This window comes from Acidovorax sp. GW821-FHT09A11 (genome assembly GCF_059418365.1).
Genome location: NZ_JBWKPS010000005.1, coordinates 314422 through 337866, shown reverse-complemented (window position 1 = coordinate 337866; position 23445 = coordinate 314422). Strand labels below are relative to the sequence as shown.

Here is a 23445-nt window from a genome sequence, read left to right as displayed (position 1 = left end):
TGGTGCGCGGCGTCATGGGGTCACGCCACCAGGGCATCGAACTGGGTCGCGCATTCGAAATCGGTGGACGAGATGCCGTGCACGTCGTGCGTGTTCAGCCGCACCACGCAGCGGTTGTAGTGCACCGACAGGTCGGGGTGGTGGTCCTGCGCGTTGGCGATGAAGGCCAGTGCATTCACGAACGAGATGGTTTCGTAGTAGTTCGCGAACCGGTAGGTCTTCTCGATGGCCACGTCGGCGCCATCTCCGGTCAGGCTCCAGCCTTCGAGTTTGGCCAGATTTGCTACAACTTCAGTAGCTTTCAGCGCACGGCGGGTCTGCGTGGACCAGTCTTTTTTCTTCAGCATAGTCGTCATGGGTGGGCGGGGGTGTGCATGCGCGCCAGCCGCTCGGTGGCGGGTGGGTGCGAGTAGTAGAACTTCACGTACACCGGGTCGGGGGTGAGCGTGGAGGCATTGTCTTCGTAGAGCTTGAGCAGGGCCGACGAGAGGTCGGCGCCACTGGCCTGGGCAACGGCATAGGCATCGGCCTGGAACTCGTGGCGGCGCGATTGCCGGGAGAACACGGGCGAGATGAAGAATGTGAACACCGGCACCGCCAGCATGAACAGCAGCAACGCCAGCGCATCGTTCGGCGCGGCGGCCATTGCCGGGTCGAAGGAGATGTTGGGGCGCACTCCCAGGCCTGTATAGAACCATACCTGGGTGGAGAGCCAGCCGAGCAACGCGAATCCGGCCAGGCTCAGCGCGAACATGGTCACGATGCGCTGGATGATGTGGCGATGCCGGAAGTGCCCGAGCTCATGGGCCAGCACCGCCTCCACCTCGCCCGGCGACAGCTGGCGCAGCAGCGTGTCGTAGAACACCACGCGCTTGGCGGCGCCAAAGCCCGTGAAGTAGGCGTTGGCGTGGGCGCTGCGGCGGCTGCCGTCCATCACGAACAGCCCCTTGGCCGAGAAGCCGCAGCGCTGCATGAGGGCCGTCACGCGGGTCTTGAGGGATTCGTCCTCGAGTGGCTGGAATTTGTTGAACAGCGGTGCGATGAAGGTGGGGTAGACCACCATCAGCAGCAGGTTGAACCCCATCCAGAAGCACCAGGCCCACAGCCACCACAGCGGGCCGGCAGCGCCCATGATCCACAGGATCAGCGCGGCGATCGGAAGGCCGATGGCCGCACCGACCAGCAAGCCCTTGGCGGCATCCGCAAGCCACAGGCGCCAGGTCAACTTGTTGAAACCGAAGCGCTCCTCCACCACGAAGGTCTGGTACAGCGACAGGGGCAGGTCGATCAGCCCGCTGATCGCCGCAAACGCCGTCAGCAGCACCAACTGCTGCCACATGCCGCCTCCGAGTGCGTCCAGCAGGAGCTGATTCAGGGCATCCAGGCCGCCCAGCAGCGTCCACCCCAGCAGCACGGCGGCGCCCAGCGCCATCTCCAGCAGGCCCAGGCGCCCCTTGGCGATGGTGTAGTCGGCGGCCTTCTGGTGGGCTGCCAGCGCAATGCGCTCGGCAAACGGCGCCGGCACCGCGCCACGGTGGCTGGCCACGTGCCGCATCTGGCGCGTGACCAGCCAGAGCTTGAGGGCCAAGCCCAGCAGGAGTGCCGCCGCGAAGGCGAACGTCAGCACCGAGGAAGGAGAGAGGGCGTCGGAGGAGGTGGGCATGGTGGTGGGGGGAGTTTAATGGGGAAGCCCCTGGGACTGTGGTTCAAGGGCTGCGGGCCATCGGCGACAATGCGCGCCATGCCAGAAGCCCACCATCCCACCCCCCAGGCGCTTGCCAAGTCCGACCAGAACCTCGTCTGGCTCGACTGCGAAATGACCGGCCTGGAGCCCGATACCGACCGTCTGCTCGAAATCGCCGTCATCGTGACCGGCCCCAGCCTGGAGCCACGCATCGAAGGCCCGGTGTTTGCGATCCACCAGCCTGACGAACTCCTCAACAAGATGGATGCCTGGAACAAGGGCACCCATGGCCGCAGCGGCCTGATCGACAAGGTCAAGGCCTCCACCGTGACCGAAGCGGAGGCCGAGCAGCAGATCATTGCCTTCCTGAGCCAGTATGTTCCCAAGGGCACGGCACCCATGTGCGGCAACAGCATCGGGCAGGACCGGCGCTTTCTGGTGCGCTACATGCCCAAGCTGGAGCGGTTCTTTCACTACCGCAATGTGGACGTGAGCACCCTCAAGGAGCTGGCCAAGCGCTGGAAACCCGAGGCCTACACGAGCTTCAAGAAGGCCCAGAAGCACACGGCCCTGGCCGACGTGCATGAGTCCATCGACGAGCTGGCGCACTACCGCAGGCATCTGCTGTCGGTGTGATCCGTTGCGCGCGGCCGGGCCGGGCTGCACCTGTGCGAGACCGGCTTGCGATCCCTTCGAGACCGTGGTCGCGCTGAGGCATGAAGCGTGCTGCAAGGTGAAGGGGCTTGCGGGGAAACCCCTATTCATGTCATAATCAGCGGCTGCGCAGGAAACGGTTCCTCGCAGATTGTGCATCTCCCCTCACACACCGGGCTTGCCAGCCGACTGCTTCGTGCAGTGCAGGACTAGCGAACAACGCCCACCAGCATCCGCCCAGAGCAATGCAGGTTTCGTTTGATGGTTGATGTTTTTTAACCATTGACGAAGCCACTCGCAGGCTGCGCCTGCGATCGTCTTCGTGAGAGAAAAATCATGACCGACACCTCTTTGGTGCAGGGCGAATTCGCGCCTGCAGAAACTTCCTTTGCTGCCGACCTTTCCGTGCAGCCTTCCCCTCTGGACGCCGTGGTGGCCGCCGCTGAAGGCGATGCCGCCGTCACCGCCGAACCCAATGGCTTCGTCGAACTGGGCCTGGCGCCCGAACTGGTGCAAGCCGTGGCTGACCTGGGCTACACCCAGCCCACCAGCGTGCAGCTCAAGGCCATTCCCCTGGCCATGGGCGGTGGCAACGACTCCACCAAGTTCATCGACCTGATGGTCTCGAGCCAGACCGGCTCCGGCAAGACCGCCGCCTTCCTGCTGCCCGTGCTGCACACGCTGATCAACCAGCAAGCCGCCGCCGAAGCCGAGGAACGCGCCGCTTTCGAGCGCGCCGTGGCCGAAGCCGCTGCGCGTGGCGAACCCGCTCCCAAGCGTGCCAAGCGCAAGGACCCCACCAGCTCGCGCAACTTCAAGGCCGCCACCCCGGGCGCCCTGATCCTGTGCCCCACGCGTGAACTGGCCCAGCAGGTGGCGCACGACGCCATCGACCTGGTCAAGCACTGCCGTGGCCTGCGCGTGGCCAACGTGGTGGGCGGCATGCCCTACCAGTTGCAGATCGCCAAGCTGCAGAACGCCGACCTCGTGGTCGCCACCCCCGGCCGCCTGCTGGACCTGCAGCGCTCGATGCAGATCAAGCTCGACAAGGTGCAGTTCCTGGTCGTCGACGAAGCCGACCGCATGCTGGACCTGGGCTTCTCGGACGACCTGGCCGAACTGAACCAGCTGACCGCCCAGCGCAAGCAGACCATGATGTTCAGCGCCACGTTCGCGCCGCGCATCCAGCAACTGGCGATGCGCGTGATGCACGACGGCGGTTCGTCGGTGCAGAAGGTGACCATCGATTCTCCGCAAGAGAAGCACGCCAACATCAAGCAGATGCTGTACTGGGCCGACAACGCCCAGCACAAGCGCAAGCTGCTGGACCACTGGCTGCGCGACACCACGATCAATCAGGCCATCGTTTTCGCCAGCACCCAGGTGGAGTGCGATGGTTTGGCCAACGACCTGCAGCAGGAAGGCTTCTCGGCCGTGGCGCTGCACGGCGCGCTGAGCCAGGGCCTGCGCAACCGCCGCTTGATGGCGTTGCGTGCCGGCCAGGTGCAGATCCTGGTGGCCACCGATGTGGCTGCGCGCGGCATCGACGTGCCCACGATCACCCACGTGTTCAACTTCGGCCTGCCCATGAAGGCCGAGGACTACACCCACCGCATCGGCCGCACCGGCCGTGCGGGCCGCGATGGCCTGGCCATCACGTTTGCCGAGTTCCGCGACCGCCGCAAGATCTACGACATTGAGTCGTACAGCCGCCAGCAGTTCAAGGCCGATGTGATTCCCGGCATGGAGCCTTCGCAACGTGCTCCCCAGGCACCGCGCGGTGGTGACTTTGGTGGCCGTGGCCGCCCCGGTGGCGGTTACGACCGCGACAGCCGTGACCGCAAGTTCGGCGGCCCCGCACGTGGCAACAACGACCGCGGCGGATTTGGTGGTGGCTTTGGCGGCGGATTCGCCGGCCGCGACAGCCAGCGTGCAGCCCCTGCCCGTGGCGGCGAGGGTGGTGGTTTTGGTGCCCGTGATGACCGGGGCTTCGCTCCCCGCCGCGACGGTGACGGCTATGGCCGCAAGCCCGGTTTCGGTGATGCAGGCCGGGGTGGTTTTGCCCCCCGAGGCGACGCTGGCGCGCCCCGTGGCGACTTCGCACCCCGCAAGCCCGGCTTCGCCAAGCCCGCAGGCGGTGGCGGCGGCAAGCCCTTCGTGGCCCATGATGCGCGCAAGCGCCCTGCGCGCCCCGCGCGCTGATTCGGCCGCCCCCGTCGTTTCGACGCGAGCCGTGAAAGGCTGGCACCGCAAGGTGCCAGCCTTTTTTTGTTGCCGCCACCTGCCGGGCGCGAGAATATCGAGAGCGGCTCGACAATAATCCTTCCGGGAGGAATCTGCAGTGTCGTCTTCGTTATCGTCGGGTGCGGACTTTGAGCACATGTTCGAGCTGGCCCCTGTGTCCCTCTGGCTGGAGGACTACAGCGCACTCAAGCAGATTCTGGACGGCTGGCGCGCCACCGGAGTCACGGATATCCGTGCCCACCTCGCGCGAGACCCGGCACGGGTGCGGCAATGCAGTGCCGCGCTCCAGGTTCTGAAGGTGAACCGCCGCACGCTGGAGCTGTTCGCTGCCCCGAGCCAGCAGGTGCTCGAGGCGAATCTGGACAAGGTCTTCAGGGATGACATGCACGATGCGGTCTCCCATGAGCTGGCGGCGCTTTGGTCGGGGCAGCTGGAGTTTTCGAACCAGACCGTGAACTACGCGCTCGACGGCCGGCGGCTCGATGTGCAGATCCGCGCGCGCATCCTGCCAGGGTATGAGGACGACTGGAGCCGCGTCCTGCTCTCGCTGGAAGACATCACGGCCCAGATGCGGGGCGCGCGCCAGCTGCGGCGCAGCGAACAATATGCCCGGGATCTGTTCGAGCATTCGCCCGTCTCGCTGTGGGTGGAGGATTTCAGCGCCGTGAAGAACCTGCTCGATGGCGTGCGCGCGCAAGGCATCGACGACTTCAAGACCTTCATCACGGTGCATCCCGAGTTCGTCACGCGCTGCATGCAGGAGATCCGGGTGGTGGATGTCAACCAGCAGACCTTGCGCATGTTCGGAGCATCCAGCAAGGAGATGCTGCTCAACAACATCGGCCGGGTGTTCCGGGGGGAAATGCACGAGTCTTTCGCCGACCAGTTGCTGGATCTGTGGGAGGGCAAGACCTTTCAGCAGCGCGAAGTCGTCAACTACGCCCTGTCGGGCGACGCGGTGCACATCCACATGCAGTTCTCGGTGCTGGCGGACCATTTGGCGGACTGGGGGCTGGTGCTGCTCTCGCTGGTGGACATCACCGCGCGCAAGAAGGCCGAGGCTTACCTGGAGTACCTGGGCAAACATGACGTGCTGACCCAGCTTCGCAACCGGGCCTTCTATGCCGAGGAGCTCAACCGGGTGACGCGCAAGGGGCCCTGGCCCTTGTCCATCATTGCGATCGATCTGAACGGGCTCAAGGCCGTGAACGATGAGCAAGGCCATGCCGCGGGCGATTCGATGCTGCGAAGGGTGGGTGAAGTGCTGGCCAAGGCGGTGGATCCGCCGGCATGCGCCGCGCGCATTGGCGGCGACGAGTTCACCGTGTTGCTGCCGGGCATGGATGAGCGCAGTGCCTTTGCGTTGCAGGACCGCATCCTCTCGATGCTGGACCTGAACAACCAGTTCTATCCGGGGCAGCCGATCAGCCTGGCCATGGGGGTCGCGTCGTGTCGATCCGGCGATCAGGTGGAGGCGACGATCAACCGCGCCGACCAGGCCATGTATGCCGAAAAGAACCGCTACTACCAGGACAATGGCCTGGACAGGCGGCACGCCAGCTAGCCGCACCGCGCAAACGCCCGCCCCTGGCTGGATTCAGCCCGTGTGCACCGCGTAGCCGTACAGCCGCTCGGGAGGCACTCTGGCCAGCAGGCTGCGATCCGTGGCCGGGCCCGTGATGGCGTAGGCGGCCTGTGACGTGTCGCGCTGCAGGGTGCTGGTCACGCTCTTGCCTTGTGAGTCCGTCACGGCGGCCACAAGCGGGGTGCGTGCTTCGGCCCCCCGCCGCATCACGACCCCCATTTCTCCGGATGCGAGTTTCACGAAGTCGCCAGGTGGATAGATGCCCAGCACCTTGATGGTCGCCGTGGAGAAGGGTCCCCCCTTGTCATCCCTGAACATCAGCCGGGCGGCATCCTGGATGGAGAGCGGCTGGCGCAGCTGCCGGGGGCTGATGCGTGCCATGAACAGGTCCGCCATGCGCAATACCTGCGCAGCGTCGCTCACCGATGAGATGCCGTGTGGATAGCCGCTGCCATCCGGCTGCTCGTGGTGTTGCATCACCGCGGCGATCCATTCGGCGTCGGTAACGCCGGCTTTCTCCAGCAGCGCGGCACTCAGGGCAGGGTGTGCGCGGATCTGGGTGCGTTGCCGGTCCAGGGCCGGATAGTCCTGCGCGGCCATCTGGCCCTGCAGCTCGGCGATGCTGGCGTTCATCGTCAGCGCCGCCAGTGCGATCTGCCGGATGCGCACGGCGGCCCAGCCGAGCTGCCGCGCCATCAATATGCCCAGCAGCGCTGTGTAGACCGCATGGCTGTATCCGTAGCGCAGATGCTTTGCATGGTCCTGCCGCACGGCCATGAACAGGCCGATGTCGGGGTCCGCGTCGGCAAGCTCCAGTATCTCGTCCGCCAGCGCTTGGATCGCATCCAGGCTGTCGGAGGTTTCACCCAGGTGCGGCAGCGCCGATTCCAGTGCGTCAATGGCCAGCGCCCAGCGGGTATAGATGCTTTCCGGTGGTTTTGCCGCAGGGGCCGCCAGCGCCTGCACCGCCTTGAATTCTTCGATATCGACAAACATGCCGCGCTCGAGCAGTGCTTCCAGCTGGCTGTCGTTGCGGATCACGTGCCCACGGGCGAGCAGCAGGGTGCAATCCTGGTTGCGCACATTCCAAGACAGCGGCACGCCCACCCGTACCTTGGATTCAACCAGTTTCAGCAGCTGCATGGTCGTCCTCCAGTGCCTGAGCCTCCTCGTCCGCTGCGCGAGCACACGGGTTCTGTCGAGAATGAAATTTCGCCCCATTGTTGCAGCATGCGTGGGGTTCCACAAACGGGCGGGTCAGCCTGGCGTGGCAGTCCGTCCAATATCGGGCCAGCGATGGTGCAGATAGATCCATGCGGCCATGCCCACGCACATCATCAACAGCGAGGCCAGTGCCAGCAAGACGGTGGAGTGCATCACCAGCGGCACCACGACCCCTGCCACCAGGCCATTGGCGGTGGAGCCTACAAACGCCTGCATGGACGAGGCCATGCCGCGGCGCTCGGGGTGAAGGTCCAGCACCAGCAAGGTGACCACGGGCACCATCAGGGCCCAGCCAAACGCGAAGACCGCGATCGGCGCGAGTGCCCACGCCGCATGCACCGGGAACAGCAGATTGGCCCCCAGGTTGAGGATGGCCACGGTGAACATGATCACGAAGCCATGGCGTATCTGCCGCTTCGGCGCGATCTTGCCGGCCAGGCGGCCGCTGAGCCAGGCGCCGCCCATGATGCCGGAGATGGTGAGGACGAAGAACCAGAAGAACTGCGTGGGCGCCAGCGCCAGGTGCTCGCCCAGGAAGGCCGGCGCCGCCAGCACATACAGGAACATGCCGTTGAAGGGCACGCCGCTGGCCAGCGCCAGCAGCACGAAGCGTGGGCTGGACCCCAGCTGCCAGTAGCCGCGCATCAGGTGGGGCACGTTGAAGGGCTGGCGCAGCTCGGGCTGCAGGGTTTCGGGCAGCAGGCGGAAGTTGGCGATCCACAGGACCACGCCGACCAGCGTCAGGAACCAGAAGATGCTGTGCCAGCCCGTGTGCACGAACAGCCAGCCGCCCACGATGGGGGCGATGGCCGGGGCCACGCCAAAGTAGATCGTCACCTGGCTCATCACCTGCTGCGCGCGTGCCGGGGGGAACATGTCGCGGATGACCGCGCGCGACACCACGATGCCGGCGCCCGTCGATAGCCCTTGCAGCGCCCTGAATGCAATGAGCTGGCCGATGCTTTGCGACAGCGCGCAGCCCGCGGAGGCCAGCGTGAACATCGCGATGCCGCACAGCACCACGGGGCGCCGGCCAAAGCTGTCCGCCAGTGCGCCATGGAAGAGGTTCATGAACGCAAAACCGAAGAGATAGGCCGACAGGGTCTGCTGCATCTCCACGGGGGTGGCGCCCAGCGCCTGCGCAATGCCGGTGAACGCGGGGATGTAGGTGTCGATGGAGAAAGGCCCCAGCATGCCCAGCACGGCGAGGAGGACGGCCAGGGCCCATTGGGGAGCGCGCCAGAGCGTGTGGGCGTTAGGGTTCATGGATGAATTTCGAAGGGCGGTGGAAGGGGCGTCGTGGGATGGCGGGCGGTGGAGCTGCCGCGGGATCGTCAGGGCCTGGGCCGCCTGGGCAGGAGCTGGCCCCCGGGCGAAAACCGGTACCAGCCCTCCATCCACCCCAGCCCGAAGAGTGAGAGGGTCTGCTCATAGTAGGCCGTGGTGCGCACGGGGCTTGCTGCCAGGCGGTTGCGTTGCGCTTGCAGCGCGGCGCTGTCTCCTTGCGCCTGCAGGAAGGGCAGCATCGCGGCAGAGAAGCCCGACGGGCCTGCCCCGGAGGCTTGTCCACTCCGTACATCGATGGATTCGGGGGGGTGCCCCTGTTCCCGCACGTAGCGGGCCATGGGGGCCAGTGCCGACAGCAGCGCCTTGCGGCCGCTGGCGGCCGGGTGCAGCATGCCGGCCCACAGGTAAACGCGGATCGCGTTGTAGGTGCCCTGGCCTTTTTCCTTGCCCTTTTCGTCGATGAGAAAGCCCTGCCGCGCGTCGTAAATGGCCCAGTCCGGGGCATAGCCTTGAGGGGATGCGCCCACGATGACCTTCTCGGAGCTTTGTACCAACTGCTTCCAGGCGGTCTGCGGGTACAGCGCGCCGAGCCGTTGCATTGCCTGCAAAGGCAGGTAGCTGGGGTTGAGCTTCCATCGGTCGCCGGCTTCCACAAAGCCCCGTGGCGCAGGCAGCAGGCACAGGCCCAGGCCTGGCAGGTCGGCGGTTTCTTCGGCAATGATGCGTGCGGCCAGCCGGGCTCCCAGTGCGTGGTAGCGCGGCACTTGCCACAAGCGGGCCGCCTCACCCAAGGCATAGGCAATCCAGAGGTCCGCGTCCGATGCGGCGTTGCTGTCGAGGATGCCCCAGGTACCGTCAGCCCGGCGGCCCCATAGCCACGCGGGCAAGCGGGCGCCGAGGTCGCCGCCGCTCAGGTTGTTTTCAGTCCAGCGCAGGAGGACATCGAACCCCTTGCGGTCATTGGCCACCAGGGCAAAGAAAAGCCCGTATGCCTGGCCTTCGGAGTAGGTCCGTCCGCCTTCGCCATCGTCGGAGATCACACGGCCTTCGTCGCTGACGAATTGCGCCTTGAAGCGGTCCCATGCGGGCCACTGGCCGCCGCTGGCCAGGCCCGCAGAGGGACGTGCCTGTCCGTTGGCGCCCAGGAACGCCGTGGGTGCGAGGAAACCCAGCCCCGTGAGCAGGGCCGTCCGCCGTAAGAGCAATGCAGCAGTCATGTCGGGAGAGTTTTCGTTTCGCATACTGTGGTGGAGCGCCTTCTTCTTTCCGCCGTCCTGTCAATGCAGCGCATTGGAGGCACCCGGGGAAAGCACGGGCTGCCACGGGCCTGGACAGCGTGGCGGGCGCAAGGGTTGCCTATACTAGCCAAGGAAATCCCGGGCGGGTTCTGGCGGCATTGTTTGCATGCAGGTGCCGTGCCCTTTGGGTGCAAGGCCTGAAGTGCTACAAAATGCAGAGTGCCCTGACCCCAGAAATATAGCCACAAGGCCTTTTCGTGGCCAATTCGCTCAAAGTCGTGGATCAAAATGGAACAACATCTATTGGGCCGGGTTGAAGACATCCTGGGAGTCCAGGTCAGGCGACTGCATCCCAGAAAAGACGAGCGCGGAACGCTGACGGAAGTCTTCCGCAACGAGTGGCACCCGGGCAGCCTGCCGTTGCAATGGAACCATGTCAAATCCCGGCCCAACGTCTTGCGGGGGGTTCATGTGCACGTGCGGCACACCGACCATTTGCTGGTGCTGACGGGCACCATGCTGCTGGGCCTGATCGACCTGCGCGAGGGCACCGACCATTTCCGGCAGAGCACGGTGATCGAGTTGACCGGTGCCGAACCCACCATGGTCAGCATTCCTACGGGGGTCGCGCACGGCTTTTACTTTCCGGAAGCTGCGGACATGCTGTACAGCGTCACCCACTACTGGGATCCCGTGACGGATGAGCTTGGCTGCCGCTGGGATGACCCTGGCCTGGGGCTGGACTGGCCGGTCAGTGCCCCGGTACTGTCCCCAAGGGATCAGGCCGCAACGTCCCTCGACGGATTACTGGAGGAGCTGCGCGGCAGCAAGGACAAATCATGGTGAGGATAGGACTTCTGGGGTGTGGCCGCTGGGGGCGATTGATTCTGCGTGATCTCAAGCAACTGGGGGCCTACGTGGCGGTGCTGGCGGTGGGAGAGGCCAGCCGGGCCCGTGCATGCGAAGGCAATGCCGACGTGGTGGCATCCTCCCTGGAAGATCTCCCTGAGGTCGACGGGTATGTGGTGGCCGTGCCCACCGCCCAGCACGCCGCCTTCCTTCGCCAACTGGTGCCCTCCGGCAAGCCGGTGTTCTGCGAAAAACCGTTCACGTCCAGCGCTGCGGAGGCAAAGGCCATCGCCCAGCTGGCGGGTGACCGGATCTTCATCATGGACAAGTGGCGCTATCACGGGGGCGTACTCGCACTGGCCGCGCTGGCGCGGTCCGGAGAACTGGGCCCGGTGCTGGGACTGAAGACCACCCGCCTCGGATGGGGCAATCCCCATGCAGATGTGAGCGCGGACTGGATTCTGCTTCCACATGATCTCAGTATCGCCATCGAAATCCTGGGCGACTTGCCCGAACCCGCCGCGGCCTGGGCGGAAACCAGCGCAGAGGGCCTGGTCGCGCTCTCGGGCGTGCTGGGTCTGAAGGATCGCAGTCAACCGTGGATGCAGTTTGAAATCGGCGTGCGCTCTCCTTCCCACCGGCGGACCATCGAACTGCGCTGTCGTGACGGCATTGCATCGCTCAGCGACGCCTACGACGCCCATGTCGCCGTGCAGCGCACTTCGAGTTGCCTCTCCGACGGACCCGTGCCCGGCACCGAGCTGCGTTCCGTGGACACCGCCATGCCCCTTTTGCGGGAACTGACGGCGTTCCTGGACTATCTTTGCCATCGTGGTCCCCCCCCCAAGAGCAGCGCGGCGGAGGGCTTGATGGTGGTGGAGCGCATCGCGTCGCTGCGGGCGCTGGCAGGACTGCCCGAATGAGCGACCCGCTTTTCACGGTCGTGATTCCAACCCACGACCACGCGGACACGCTGTGGCATTCGGTTGCCAGTGTGCAGTGGCAGACCTGCCAGAGCTTTGAAGTGTTCATTGTGGGCGACGGTGCGCCTGAGCGCACCCGCTCGATTGCCCAGTCCTTGGCGGAGCGCGATCCCCGGATTCGCTACTTTGACAACCCCAAGGGGGCGCGGCACGGCGAAGCGCACAGGCACCGGGCCTTGCAGGAGGCGCGAGGCCGTTTTGTCGCCTACCAATCCGATGACGACCTGTGGCTTCCAGACCATCTTGACATCCTGGCGGCGGCACTTGAAGACCATGACCTGGTCCACACCATGCAGATCGACGTATCGCCGGCAGGCGAGACCGCGACATGGCCTTTTGATGCTTTCGAGGATGATCTCCAAATCGACCGCATGCGGAAATCGGCTGGTGGCTTTGGCTTGGCGTCGGGCGCGCACACGCTTCGGGCCTACCGCGCTCTGCCGTTGGGGTGGAGCCCGGCACCCCTTGGCATCCACACAGATATTCACTTTTGGTTGCAGGTGCTTGAACAAGTGGGGGGGCGATACTCGTCGGTGAAGTGGCCGACCGTCCTTCATTTCTCATCGGTCACGCGCAAAACGCTGTCCAATGCTGAAAGAGTGGCCGAATTGGAAGAATGGTGGAAACGCATGCAAACTGCCGAGCAACGGTTGATGTTGCTGAAAAAGGTGTTGTTTCCGGTAAATTTCTATTGCTACGCACAACCCAAGCTACGAGCAGAAATCGAATCACTCAGGGCCAGCCTGTCCTGGCGGATCACGGCACCTTTGCGCGCGCTTGCGCGGCGAATGAAGTAGTACCGACGGAAAGTTGTTGGTTTTCTAACATGGCATGGTCAGCCAGGAAGCTATTTAAATTCGACATTCCACCGTATCTCTCGCCCCACGCGCCGGCTCGACTGGATGCAGTTTCCGGTCAATCGACAAAGAGCTTGCAGCACTGCCGGGTAATAAATGCGATGGTGGATAGGCTACTGCAAGCCTCGGTCGCCGTGCTCATGGAATCTGTGGAACTTCAAGGGGCTTCGTATCAATGCCTTGCACGGTGTCGGATTGCAGCCCAAGTCCCAATCTGAGATGAGCGCTAGAGCGGTGCTGTTCGAGATGGTCCGGTGATTCGAGCGCGACAATGACGGCTTCTTGAGGCAAGCCTCGATCTCCGGTGAGAGGTCAGTAGCCCATGGCGGGCCCTCGCCCCCATCCAAAGTACGACCCCGGCGCACTCGAATTCAAGAGGGGGCGCTGCATGTGCCGGACTATCGTTCCCCGGTGCCCAAAGTCGAGCCCCAAAGGCCATTATTTGCGAGCCCAAATCTTGGCGAGCCCGTGGAGATGCGAGAAACCCATCCACGGATGGCTCTTCGTTGGGCGCCACGGTTCCGTTCCGTTCGCCAGAGCCATCTCAGCCAAGAGCAAGCCGCGCGTAGCCGATGGACTGCACTCAGCCTTTTAAACCGTTGATAGGCATCAGGGTTTTGATTGATATATGCTGGGCGCCCCGGACATGTATGCAAGCAGGTCTGGGATTTGGCCGACAGTTGAGTGTATCGATATTCTTTTTCAATATAGGAGTTTTCAATGTGGTCTAAGAAAGCATTGGTCACGGCATTTGCTCTGTCCGGGGCTGTTGTGGGAGCATCCGCTGCTTCTGACAACGGGATCCTTTCCGCAACCGGGGGGACGGCGGGGTTCGATTTTTTCTATCCAAGTGGATTCACAAAGCCAATTCCAACTCCTGGAGCGGCACCTATAAAACTTCAAAGTCGCTTCACATGGGGATCGCCCACTAGCCCAATGAGCGATCATGCAATTGTGGCTTATGTGCAAGGCGCGAATCCCGCGTATATGAACTCTGCACCTATCGGTTTTAAGAGCCCCTTATGGACCTATGGAGCAGGAGCATTTGTCGCCGCGAACGGACTTAATCTGGAGTTATGGTTTAATCCAACGACTGCCACGAACGGCAGCGCGTATGTGTGGAATGCTGCTAATTTGTGTGGGCAGGCGGTGAATACGGCGCCAATAAGTGTATGTGTTGGAAGTACTTATTCGGCTGGCGGCGCGTATGTTGAGCCACTCCCCGCTGATTGGAGTTTCGTGCCTGGTGATCATTACTGGGTGAAAATATCTCTTGCGCCAACCACCGGAGACTGGTTGAATCTTTATGCGGAGTTGATCCACGAAAGTTCAACCTCGGTTAAGGTCGTGCAGCGAGCCCAAATTGGGCTTCAAAAATCTGCTTTCCTGCCTCTGAGCTCTTCCGCCTCCGGGACTTTTGCGCGGGCGCCCGGATCAGGCGCCAACATCACATGGTTTGGTTATGACTATTTCTAGGTGGCCTTTATTCGTACGGCTATCTGATCCTATTCGCTCCTGAAATCCTTGGAAAGGCTCGCACTGCTCGGGCCTCTTTGTTCAGGTTGTTGGTGCAGCTGGTCGTCTTCTGTTGGTGGATGGCGTGTTGCGGCGGTCCATGCGAGACGTATGAGCGACCAGAGTTTTGCAACAGGCGTCAACATCGAATGCTGCATCCTGGGTAATGTGCTCAATCGCGCCATGCAGGGAGGCGAGAGGTGGCGCTGTGTGCGGGTCAGGACATGTTGCGTCAGTTGAATTGCGACGGTGAGATTGACCTGGTCGTTGTGGATGGATGGGGTGGTTAGAAAAATGCCTTGGCTCTCATCGTGGATGGAGTGCTATTGGAAGTAAAAAGAAAGAGATTGTAAAAAATCCAGGATAGTGCATTTTTTTCACTACGATCACACTCGGTCTATAGGGATTGCTATTTTATTATCGAGAGGATTGAATATGAAGAGAATGTCTGGTGCATTTTTTGCGGTTAACTTTGCTATTGCTGCACTTTTGAGCTCAGGTAGTGCTTTTTCTTATGAACGCCAACAAGTTGGCAGTCCTGCTCAGTGCTCTATTGAGTTCAATGGGGATAGCATCTTGCATGGATTTGGGTATGATTCTGGAGGGACTCTATATACAACGCCTGCGACCTGGCTTAGAAATTATGGTTATACGGTGAATCCAAATAATGCTATAAATGGGCAGAGTACATTTCAGTTGGCTCGAAACGGCGGATTTTATGGTGTCCCGCATAGCTTAATCGTTGTAATTCAAACGGGCATAAATGATCTCAGAAAAGAGTATGAGGCTGGCCCTTTCGGTACGCCTACGGTGCAAGGGGTGAAACAGGATTATCGTCAAATGATTGACTATGTCAGGTCGATCAATAGAATTCCGGTCATTTCTGGAATTACTGACTTGCAATATCCGCAAGTTCTTCAGTATTTCACTCAAAGTCAATATGACACGGTAGTGGCGATTCAGCAGGCGGTTCGTGAGGTTGCTGTTGAAAAGAATGTTCACTATGCAAGCTTTGACACGAATCCTCTTGGGTGGACAGACACAGTTCACCTTGATCAGGCAAGTAGTAATGGCATTGCTGAAAATCTTCGGTATGTGGCGGCCTATATTTGCATGTTGCCTTACTAAGAATGCCGTACATAGTGCAGACGGCGAAGGGGGCCGAGCACGGAGTGCGATAGCACTCTGGCCAGTGCGTTTGGCTAAAACGGTACTCGCGGCACGATGACATCGGGGGTGGGCTTATCTCGTTGGGAAGATCGGAGGTTGGATTTAACGCGGTGGTGCCTGTTGCCGTACTCGCTGCCACAGCGGCGCTGCATCCTTGAAGTACAGTGCGCGGAGCCGCGATGGCTGGGGTGGGCTCGAGTTGGCCTTGTATTGGGAAGTCGCCAAATACCCAATCGACTCAGGATGTCCAACCGGATGAGCCTCCATAGGCACGCCCGACTTACCTTTGCCCGCCGAATCGAGATGCTCAAGCAGATGGCGCAGGGAGGCTGGGGTGCCGTGTGAGCGGCCACCATGTATGGCCTGACTGCACCAACAGCCAGGAAGTGGCTCGGTCACTACCGGGCCGGTGGCGAAGTCGCCTTGGCCGATGGGCGCAAAGCTCCTGGTGACTTGCTGCATTTCGACACCAAGGAGCTCGGGTGCATGGTGCGGCCCAGCCACCGCGTCACCGGCAATCGAAAAGACGCTATTGACGGTGCAGGCTGAGAGGCGCTGTTCGTGGCCATTGATGGTCACGCGAAGCTGGTGTTCACCGCCATTCACCCGCACGAAAAGCAGGTACATGCGGTACCGTTTCTGCGCAATGCGGTGACCTGCTACGTCCGATTGGGCATCACCGTGAAGCGCCTGCTGACGGACACAGGGTTGGCGTTCTGCTCGCGTGACTTCCGAGCGGCATGCGTCGACCTGGGTATCAAGCACGGCTTCACGCGGCCTTGCCGGCCACAGACCAATGGCAAAGCCATGGCTCCGGGTCGACCGCCTCAAGCCACAAAGTGGATGATGGAATCCGTTGATCTACCCGGCTCCCGTGTTGGGAATGAATGAAAAAAGCCGCTACAACTTGATAGCTGTAGCGGCTTTTTTAGTTTGGTGGGTCCTGAGTGACTCGAACACTCGACCTACGGATTAAGAGGCCCCCGGGTATTCAGGCCGCTATGCCGCGCCGTTCCTAGCTTTCTGGCTCAAGAGTGTCACATACTTTTCAATCTTGAGGCGGTGATTTATCTTTGGCAATCTGCCGGTAGAGTACTGTATATGTGAGGTTGCAGCTCTGGCCGCCGACCGTTCTCGGTCAAGAGCGGCCAGGGGGGCGGGTGAAAGCGGACGCTCAACGCAAACGTAATCGGCGACTTGCGAAAGGAGGGCGCGAAGCGGCCGGACGCCGCAAGGCGTCCGTGTTGATCGAAATGTTAGGGCGCATAGTCGTGCTCCTCCAGTAATGCCAGCTTCCCCACTCTGTCGAAGAGGTCCGCCATTCGCGTGGCATGGGTAGCCCCGCAGATGAAAAGGGTTGGCCAGACGTTCTCCGCAAGGATTCTCACCACCCAAGCGCATTCTCTTAGCTCGCCAACGAGCCTTTCGAGCGCCGCAAACTGCGGCTCCGTCAGCTTCGCATCTGTACGGATCTTGTGCAAGGACAGATGATCGGTATTCAAGCTTTGGCGCTGTTCCGCAGTGAGGTCGATGTAAGCGTGCCCGAGACCCTTGCGGCTCGCCACGCGCTTTGCAATGGTTTCGGTCACTCCGTAGTAGCCGAGCATCCCATCCGCCATTTCCTCAGCGATGAACTTGACGCGGTGCTTCTTAGCAGTTGCTTCCACCAGCCGCTGGAATGCCAGTTGCGCATCGGCTGAGTGTTCCTTGTGCCCAGCCTGGAGGCGATGACCAGTACCGATGATGATGACCTGTGGCCTCAAGGTGCGCCCTAACGTTTGACATGAGAAGCGGCCGACAGCTGGCGAAGCCAGATCTTGAACGTCCCCTCGACACGACGGTTGAGCCTAGGCTTGAGGAAGTACACCGGCGGCCTCAAGGTCTTTGCGAATGTCGATGATCTTCTCAGAGACGTTGCTCACAAAGCGCTTCTGGATGATGCCGCCGAAGTCAGAGAACATTGAGGTTCCTTCCTTGAGCAGCAGCATTACGTTGCCACGGCCCAATCTGCCGCAAAACCATCCCAGTTCGTAGATCACGTTAGGGCGCGCCTGAAGGTATGTTTCGGCTCCGGCAGTGACTTCGTCGTCGGGCGTGAAGACTGCAATGGCGTAGGCGCAAGTCTCGGCGTAGTGCTCGAACTTCTCGATGACAGTTTTGGCCCCCGCGTCCGGTTGTTGCATAAGGACAATTGGATTGAGGCGGAATTCCGATTGAACAATGTCCTTGAGTTCTCTCCACTTCGCTTCGTCGCGGCCATGAATGAGGAATACGTTCTCCTTCTTCCGAAGTGATTCTTGCGTCTTGGTTCGGGTGAGCAGGTTCGGATTTCTGCGCAACCGAGTTAAAGACGCGCGCACCACACCCAGAACGTTTTCGACCCCCTTCAACGATGGCATGCCAAGATAGCCGAGGCCGTCCTGATATTCGTGTGCGATCTGGGCAGTGTAGGAGTTCCTTCCAAGTGCGTCGTTGTAGAGATCAATGAGCTCTCGGGCGTACTGCCGATATAGTGGGTCGTCGCCCTCGCCAATGTATATGCCCTCTCGGGTGTGCTTGAACGATGCGTGAATGCGAGCCAACTCGGCCTCGTAGCGTTCCAACTCGCCGATGACTTGTTCGGGTGTCACAGTGGTACTCCTAGGCCTAACGTGATGTACCCCGCAAAACCTGCGGAATAAATTGGACAGTGCCGGATATTCTGAACACTGATTCCCCTTGGAATCGGCTTGCAGCTCGGGCTTGCCGTCAGTGCGGTGTTCAAAAGCACAGGTATAAATTTTCCGCTAACCTGGGGCAGGTGCAAGCCTGAACTGCGTGCATGATCTCGCCCCCTATGCAGCGATAGAAGGCAACCCGATTCGACCAAGGTAAGCAGCGAAGCGCTGAGAAAGGTCCTCTCGGAACAGGTCTGTTAACCGGCAGACGAAGTGCTTCTTCCTAATGCTTTCCAGATATGTGGTTTGAACCGAAAAGTAGTGCTTGAAATCGGCGATGGACGCTACAGCTGGTATATCGACGGGGAAGTCCATGTAGTGGTATCTTGGACGCTCGTTTTGCATCAAGGTTTTGCCTTCCGTTTTCTTACGGTTGATATTTGTTCCCTTGATATCGAGTTCACTCAAGTGCTCGCCTGTGAATACGTGCTCAGCGTTGTAAAGCGGTACAACAAGAACGGAAAGCAGCCTGTTGCCCTGTTTGTCGCCTCCTCTCCCATTGAAGTCCTGTTCAAGGTCACAGTCCTGAGTGAGCACCACGACGAGCGGGAAAATAATCTTGCTGACCTCGACAATGCCACGTTTTTCCACTGCGTACTCGATGCACTCCACATCGCGGAATATGTCGCCTTGAGAAATTCTCGGCAGTCTGCGCTTTTGAACCACGACGTTAGTCACGAGTCACCTTTCCTTTGATGACTACGCGTCTTGGTTTCCCGTTCACCATTGGAATCGGCGTCAGCTGGAATCCGGTCGTTATATCCAAGCTAACGGCTTGCACAGCGGCTGCCGTTGATGTATCGACAGTCTCGGCTGCCGGCAATGCGACGGCAGCCTGTGTCAATGGTGCCTCAGCATAGTCACTGCTGAACGGGTTGCTGGACATCCATTTTCTCCCGCAATTTCTTTTTTATGCTTCGTTCGAAAAGCGCTTGGATTCGTGCGTGAGCCTCATCCATGAAGGCTGTGGTCTGGTTCAGTTCGTGCGCCTCAGCGACGCTAGCGTCGATATCGATCACAAACAGAGGGCGCTTGATGGGCGCCGGGTGGTCTGGGTTAGGCATGCCGTACTGAAAGCGGATGCCAACTTGACCATACTTCAGCTCGCTAATGGACACGTGGCGTATCAACTGTTCGTCTCTCTCGAAGAAGGACCGAGCCGCTACAAGATCATCGTTGATCAAATCATTCCATCGAGTTGCATCACCAATTGGCTCATCGATTTGGTTGATGTAGCGCAGTCCAAATCGGGCAACTATTGTGCCCGGAAATACCGCCCGTAAAGCGTCAACCAACCCGCCAAAGTGGTCCTTCATTTCCTCGTAAGTTGTGTACTTGGTGTACTGAATAAATGCGGCCGTTGACGACAGCGTGAGCCGCCTTCCCCGATCCTTGCTGAAGTAGTTCCAATGGCGCTCGGTAACGTGTCTGTGATCGATACCATCTTTGTGGACAGCAACTTCTTGCGTGACGACCTCTTTCGGTTCAATGATCGGAAAATTTAAAGCGATAGGCGTGACGAGCCGAGTCGGCGGCCCCTTGTCCAACTTATCAAGCGGAGCAGCGAAGTCGATTCTGACCACTACCTGCTTAAGAAAGGACTTTCCATAGCAAACTTCTTCATACATTTCTGCTCCTCGGCCGACTCGTTGATGATCAGCAGCTCGCTAAGCTGCGTTTAGGCGATATCTTAATGGCACCGTCATAAGGCGGTGGTGGCGAGCCGTGGGCCGCTGGGAGGGGAAAAAGGATTGGTGTCTACAGGCACGGCATCATGGTCTGCATTGGACATACCGACATGCAGGCAGATGCTTGGCGTTTATGGATTAAATGGGGACATCATTAGGCAGCGCGGTTTCGCTCCACCGCGCCTTGATGTACTTTTCTGTGGTGGACTTGTCAGCATGGCCGCAAAGCAGCTGGATCCGCTCAATAGGAACACCAGTGAGCCACATGTCGGTTGCTCCCTTACCCTTGAGATCCCGAAAGCCGAACGGAGGCATCTTAGACAGACCCTTGGCCTCCCGCACCTTATTCACCTTCGCGATTGCGCGAGTCATCATCGACATGATGCCGCTGTACGTGTACTCGTCTCCTGTGCGGGTATGAACGAGCGGCTGGGTAGGTACAGGCTTCGACCCCATGGCCCGAAGCACCAGTAATTCCAGGCGCTCCGACATGGCGATCTTTACCCGCGTGCCCGTCTTACTCTGCACGAACTCAAGCACGCGCTGCTGACTGTGTGGGTCGCGACTCAGGATGGCCGGTGTCCAGCTAAGAATGTCGCTCTCGGGCCGTTGCAGCGTGCGGTAGGTCAACTCCATCAGCATCTGAACCTGCACGCCGGCTGCTGCATACACCTCACGGTATTCCTCGTGGGTCACATAGCGCTCGCGCTTCGATTCCGAGTTCTTCTTTGTGCCGCTGGCTTGCATGCACGGGTTGACCTGCAGGGCCGTCTGGCCCGTCCGCATCAACCAACTGAGACAGGAACTCAGGCAAGCCACCTCTCGATTGGCGCGGACCGCACGGCCCGCTTCGGCCCCCAGGTCGATGTAGCCTTGCACGTGCTGGGCTTGGATGTGCTCCGGCAGCATGGATGCGAAGTAGGCTTTCAGCGGTGGCAGGTTCTTTGTGTAGTCGCTCAGGGTGCGCGGCTTTAAGGTTTTCGCTTTCACGCGCTCTGCGCAGTGCACGATGAACCGATCAAGCCAATATCCCACGGTTCCAAAAACCCCGGCCGGCTCGTTGTACAGCGCCGCGCGCTCCTTTGCGGCCTTCACATCGGTGCCCACGCGTTCCCATCGTCCGCTACGGTGCCGGTAGTAGAACGCGCCGTGGCGGAAGGCGATCCGCGTTCCGGCCAAGCCCAGGGGGTCGCCATCTTTACGCTTTCGGCCCATGGTTCCTCCGTGTTTTCAAGTGGGCGCGCAGAGCGTCAGCGTTTGGGGCTGCGTGTGTAGATGCGGCCGATTGGCCGAAGCGGCCAGCGCCAAGCACGCGATCCAGTTCAGAGCGCAGCAGCAATGGACGGCCATTCGGTTTCGTCACCACCTTGAGCCCAAGGCCCACCAGATAGCGACACAGGGCCGCCGGTTGTTTGAGCGGCTCGCACATCGACAGCACCTCGCTGTCGGTAAGGTAGGGCGGCTGGATCATGCTGCAGCTTTCAGGGCGGTCAGAACATCGCAGGCCACCGGCGGGCACACCGCGTTGCCCAGCATGTGCAGCGCATCCTTGTGACGCGCGGGCAGCAGGTAGTCGGACGGGAAGCCCATGGCGGCGCGCGCTTCCTGACTGCTCAACATGCGCATGCGGGCCCCGCGCACAACGGCCCAGCGGTCCAGTGTGGTGATGGTGCCGATGGGACGGGCCAAGCTGCGGCCCGTGAGGCCGGACCCGCTGCCGTAGTAAGGCACAAGGAAGCGCCCGCATTGCAAATCACGGCGCCCCTGAATGATCCTGCGCAGGGTGGCTGGGCTGCGCCCAGGCTTGCGGATAGGGGACCACTTCCCGGCGTCGAATTCGATGAACTGCGAAGCGCTCACGTGTTCGCGCCGTGGCAGGGTCAGCACCAGGGGCGAGCGGCTGCGCGTGGCGATCAGGATCATCCGCACGCGGTGCTGGGGCACACCGTGGTCGGCAGCATCCAGAATGTGGGGCTGCAGCGCATAGCCCAGCGCCTGCAGGGCCTGCGCCCAGGCGGGGTACAGGGACCACTGCAGGAACTCTTTCACGTTCTCGATCACCGCCGCCTGCGGGCGGTGGAACTCCAACGCACTGACCACGGCCCAAGCCGTGGCGCGGCTTGCATCGTGCTGCGGGTTGCCGTTCCCCTTTCCTCGGGCCGGGCTGTGACCCTGGCAGCAGGGCGAGGCGAGCAGCACGTCATGGCGCGGCACCTGCGCCCAGTCGGCCTGCTGCAAGTCCTGGCAGGCGTGGATGGTGTCTGGGTGGTTGCGGGCGTGCACCTCGACGGCGGCCGGCCAGTGGTTCGCCGCCCACACCACGCGCACGCCGGCTTGGCGCGCGCCGGTCGAGAAGCCGCCGGCACCGGCGAAAAGATCCGCGGCCCTCACGCAGCCACCTCTAACACTTCGAGCAATTCCACACACTCGATAGCCGCATCGGCCAGCGCCTGCAACGACCCATCATTGAGGATGTCCGCATGCGCCGCGATGCGGTGGTGCTGCTCGCTGACATGCATTGCCGTGTCTGCGGTCAGTGCCGCCAGCTGGGGCCGGTGCACGCGCACCACACGCGCACCCAGGCGGGCGAGCATTGCCCATTCCACCGGGTTGCGCAGATCCGTCACCACGATGCGTTTCCAGCCGCAGCCCATCTGCCGGCCTATCCAGCGCTCAACGATGCGTGCGTAGTAGTCAGGGATGAAGCGGCGCTTGAAAGAGGCCCAGCGCTGCAGCACCCAGCGTGGGCTGCGCGGGTCGGTCAGGGTGTCGCCGCCATCGGCGATCCAGCGCATAAACGCCGGGTCGCTGCACATGCCCACGGCCAGCGCGGGGATGGGCCATTCCTTCGTCTGGCGGTCGGTCAGCATGCGCAGGTCGATGCGCCAGGCCTCGCACACCTCGCGGCGCAGCGCGTCAGCAAAGGCGATACGCGCGAAGCCCTGCTGGGGGGCCAACACATCGGCGATGGTGTCTTTTCCGACACCGGGGCGGCCTGTCAGGGCAATGATGAGAGGGTTTTTCATGGGTTTCCTTGGGTTCGGGTGAATCAGTCGTCGGTGTCGCCAGCTGCTGCCCGCTTGTGGTCAAAGCGAGGCGGGGGCGTGGCCATCGGTGGGGCAGGGGGAGGCGAACGGGCCGCCGCCTTCTCTGCGGCAACGCGCGTCAGGAACGTGGCCTGCAGCCGCACCAGGCGCATGCGCCACGGGTCGGCCATCACGGCGTCGTAGTCGGTGGGCCACTCGCGGCACGCAGGCAGGTGGACCAGAGAGCGCAGGGCCGCGCGCAGGGCTTCGGCGGTGGGCGCTGTCATGCCGTGGCGCTCCATGCGTCCATGTGCATGTGGGCGGCGCCGGGGCCGCACGCCTCCCCACAGCTGCGGGCGGTGGCCACTGGCTGCACGCCGAATACCTGGCGCACGGCCGGGGCGTAGCAGTGGCGCACCCCTTCACGGTCCATGCCGTGGGCGCACAGCGCGCAGCCGCGCAGCGGTGGCACCAGCTGGGCCAGGGCCTGCATGTTCATGCAGCGCCTCGCAAGCGCTTAGGCATGGCCACCACCACGGCGCAGGCCTCGGGCTCCAGCTCCAGCGCTTGCTGTGCGCTTTCCGTGTCGCGCTTTGCCTTGTTCATCGCACGGCGGGCGCGCTTGAACGTCTCGGTGATGTCCGTGCTGCTGGAATTGCGGTAGCGGAAGCGCGGATTGGTGAGGCCCAGCGTGGGCATAGTCAGTTTTGCGGGCACGGTCATA

General features: G+C 61.6%; 24 protein-coding genes and 1 pseudogene. 9 read left to right on the top strand and 16 right to left on the bottom strand.

The features are described from left to right. Window positions 1-20: 20 nt before the first annotated feature. Both AC07PV_RS15950 and AC07PV_RS15945 read right to left on the bottom strand, forming a co-directional pair. Window positions 21-356, bottom strand: a complete 336-nt coding sequence (locus AC07PV_RS15950) for a 4a-hydroxytetrahydrobiopterin dehydratase (RefSeq protein WP_369643080.1) — start codon at window positions 354-356, stop codon at window positions 21-23. Beyond that, window positions 353-1663, bottom strand: a complete 1311-nt coding sequence (locus AC07PV_RS15945) for a M48 family metallopeptidase (RefSeq protein ID WP_494630752.1) — start codon at window positions 1661-1663, stop codon at window positions 353-355. Before AC07PV_RS15945 ends, AC07PV_RS15950 begins: the two co-directional genes overlap by 4 nt. A 78-nt stretch (window positions 1664-1741) precedes the next feature. Between AC07PV_RS15945 and orn the strand changes: the two genes are divergently transcribed. The 3 genes from orn to AC07PV_RS15930 all read left to right on the top strand — a co-directional run bounded on the left by orn (window position 1742) and on the right by AC07PV_RS15930 (window position 6146). Continuing rightward, window positions 1742-2320 carry an oligoribonuclease gene (orn, locus tag AC07PV_RS15940; protein WP_494630750.1) on the top strand — a complete coding sequence of 193 codons (579 nt, stop codon included), beginning with the start codon at window positions 1742-1744 and terminating at the stop codon, window positions 2318-2320. A gap of 354 nt (window positions 2321-2674) precedes the next feature. After that, the gene (locus tag AC07PV_RS15935) at window positions 2675-4540 is read left to right on the top strand and encodes a DEAD/DEAH box helicase (protein WP_218295707.1); all 1866 of its coding nucleotides are present in this window, start codon (window positions 2675-2677) and stop codon (window positions 4538-4540) included. Window positions 4541-4718: 178 nt separating this feature from the next. Beyond that, the gene (locus AC07PV_RS15930; RefSeq protein WP_494630794.1) at window positions 4719-6146 is read left to right on the top strand and encodes a sensor domain-containing diguanylate cyclase; all 1428 of its coding nucleotides are present in this window, start codon (window positions 4719-4721) and stop codon (window positions 6144-6146) included. Window positions 6147-6179: 33 nt separating this feature from the next. Here AC07PV_RS15930 and AC07PV_RS15925 read toward each other — a convergent pair whose 3' ends face one another. The 3 genes from AC07PV_RS15925 to bcsZ form a co-directional block, all read right to left on the bottom strand. Further along, on the bottom strand, window positions 6180-7310 hold the full coding sequence (locus AC07PV_RS15925; protein ID WP_494630749.1) for an HD-GYP domain-containing protein: 1131 nt from the start codon (window positions 7308-7310) through the stop codon (window positions 6180-6182). Window positions 7311-7424: 114 nt separating this feature from the next. Beyond that, window positions 7425-8657: a multidrug effflux MFS transporter gene (locus AC07PV_RS15920; protein WP_218295705.1), complete on the bottom strand. Its 1233-nt coding sequence runs from the start codon at window positions 8655-8657 to the stop codon at window positions 7425-7427. 68 nt (window positions 8658-8725) lie between these two features. Beyond that, window positions 8726-9895, bottom strand: a complete 1170-nt coding sequence (bcsZ, locus tag AC07PV_RS15915) for a cellulose synthase complex periplasmic endoglucanase BcsZ (protein WP_494630748.1) — start codon at window positions 9893-9895, stop codon at window positions 8726-8728. 309 nt (window positions 9896-10204) lie between these two features. Between bcsZ and AC07PV_RS15910 the strand changes: the two genes are divergently transcribed. The 6 genes and pseudogenes from AC07PV_RS15910 to AC07PV_RS15885 form a co-directional block, all read left to right on the top strand. Next, entirely contained in the window at window positions 10205-10762 is a 558-nt protein-coding gene (locus AC07PV_RS15910) for a dTDP-4-dehydrorhamnose 3,5-epimerase family protein (protein ID WP_494630746.1), read from the top strand. Further along, window positions 10756-11688 carry a Gfo/Idh/MocA family protein gene (locus AC07PV_RS15905; RefSeq protein WP_494601555.1) on the top strand — a complete coding sequence of 311 codons (933 nt, stop codon included), beginning with the start codon at window positions 10756-10758 and terminating at the stop codon, window positions 11686-11688. Before AC07PV_RS15910 ends, AC07PV_RS15905 begins: the two co-directional genes overlap by 7 nt. Beyond that, window positions 11685-12545: a glycosyltransferase family 2 protein gene (locus tag AC07PV_RS15900; RefSeq protein ID WP_218295701.1), complete on the top strand. Its 861-nt coding sequence runs from the start codon at window positions 11685-11687 to the stop codon at window positions 12543-12545. The genes AC07PV_RS15905 and AC07PV_RS15900 overlap by 4 nt, the downstream gene beginning before the upstream one ends. Before the next feature lie 780 nt (window positions 12546-13325). Continuing rightward, window positions 13326-14081 (top strand): hypothetical protein, encoded by a 756-nt coding sequence (locus AC07PV_RS15895; RefSeq protein WP_494595502.1) that lies wholly within the window; start codon window positions 13326-13328, stop codon window positions 14079-14081. Window positions 14082-14555: 474 nt separating this feature from the next. Further along, on the top strand, window positions 14556-15248 hold the full coding sequence (locus AC07PV_RS15890; protein ID WP_494630745.1) for an SGNH/GDSL hydrolase family protein: 693 nt from the start codon (window positions 14556-14558) through the stop codon (window positions 15246-15248). A gap of 297 nt (window positions 15249-15545) precedes the next feature. Continuing rightward, a pseudogene (locus tag AC07PV_RS15885) lies at window positions 15546-16097 on the top strand (DDE-type integrase/transposase/recombinase); the annotation flags it as partial. A 449-nt stretch (window positions 16098-16546) separates the two neighbouring features. On the opposite strand, the gene AC07PV_RS15880 reads toward AC07PV_RS15885, so the two are convergent. The 11 genes from AC07PV_RS15880 to AC07PV_RS15830 form a co-directional block, all read right to left on the bottom strand. Further along, entirely contained in the window at window positions 16547-17053 is a 507-nt protein-coding gene (locus AC07PV_RS15880; RefSeq protein ID WP_494630744.1) for a hypothetical protein, read from the bottom strand. Window positions 17054-17137: 84 nt separating this feature from the next. Next, window positions 17138-17920 (bottom strand): TIR domain-containing protein, encoded by a 783-nt coding sequence (locus AC07PV_RS15875; protein WP_494630742.1) that lies wholly within the window; start codon window positions 17918-17920, stop codon window positions 17138-17140. Between the two features lie 204 nt (window positions 17921-18124). Beyond that, window positions 18125-18685 (bottom strand): hypothetical protein, encoded by a 561-nt coding sequence (locus tag AC07PV_RS15870; RefSeq protein WP_494630740.1) that lies wholly within the window; start codon window positions 18683-18685, stop codon window positions 18125-18127. A gap of 182 nt (window positions 18686-18867) precedes the next feature. Next, window positions 18868-19635 (bottom strand): TIGR04255 family protein, encoded by a 768-nt coding sequence (locus AC07PV_RS15865; protein ID WP_494630739.1) that lies wholly within the window; start codon window positions 19633-19635, stop codon window positions 18868-18870. A gap of 198 nt (window positions 19636-19833) precedes the next feature. After that, window positions 19834-20910 carry a tyrosine-type recombinase/integrase gene (locus AC07PV_RS15860; protein ID WP_494630738.1) on the bottom strand — a complete coding sequence of 359 codons (1077 nt, stop codon included), beginning with the start codon at window positions 20908-20910 and terminating at the stop codon, window positions 19834-19836. Next, window positions 20894-21166, bottom strand: coding sequence for a hypothetical protein (locus AC07PV_RS15855; protein WP_494630736.1), 273 nt, complete (start codon window positions 21164-21166; stop codon window positions 20894-20896). The genes AC07PV_RS15860 and AC07PV_RS15855 overlap by 17 nt, the downstream gene beginning before the upstream one ends. After that, entirely contained in the window at window positions 21163-22086 is a 924-nt protein-coding gene (locus AC07PV_RS15850; RefSeq protein WP_494630734.1) for a DNA cytosine methyltransferase, read from the bottom strand. The genes AC07PV_RS15855 and AC07PV_RS15850 overlap by 4 nt, the downstream gene beginning before the upstream one ends. Continuing rightward, window positions 22083-22721, bottom strand: a complete 639-nt coding sequence (locus AC07PV_RS15845; RefSeq protein ID WP_494630732.1) for a nucleoside/nucleotide kinase family protein — start codon at window positions 22719-22721, stop codon at window positions 22083-22085. The genes AC07PV_RS15850 and AC07PV_RS15845 overlap by 4 nt, the downstream gene beginning before the upstream one ends. 23 nt (window positions 22722-22744) lie before the next feature. Further along, a complete protein-coding gene (locus AC07PV_RS15840; protein WP_494630731.1) occupies window positions 22745-23008 on the bottom strand; it encodes a hypothetical protein in 264 nt (87 codons plus the stop codon). Next, entirely contained in the window at window positions 23005-23220 is a 216-nt protein-coding gene (locus AC07PV_RS15835) for a hypothetical protein (protein ID WP_494630730.1), read from the bottom strand. Before AC07PV_RS15835 ends, AC07PV_RS15840 begins: the two co-directional genes overlap by 4 nt. After that, the gene (locus AC07PV_RS15830) at window positions 23217-23438 is read right to left on the bottom strand and encodes a hypothetical protein (RefSeq protein WP_494630729.1); all 222 of its coding nucleotides are present in this window, start codon (window positions 23436-23438) and stop codon (window positions 23217-23219) included. Before AC07PV_RS15830 ends, AC07PV_RS15835 begins: the two co-directional genes overlap by 4 nt. Window positions 23439-23445 lie beyond the last annotated feature (7 nt).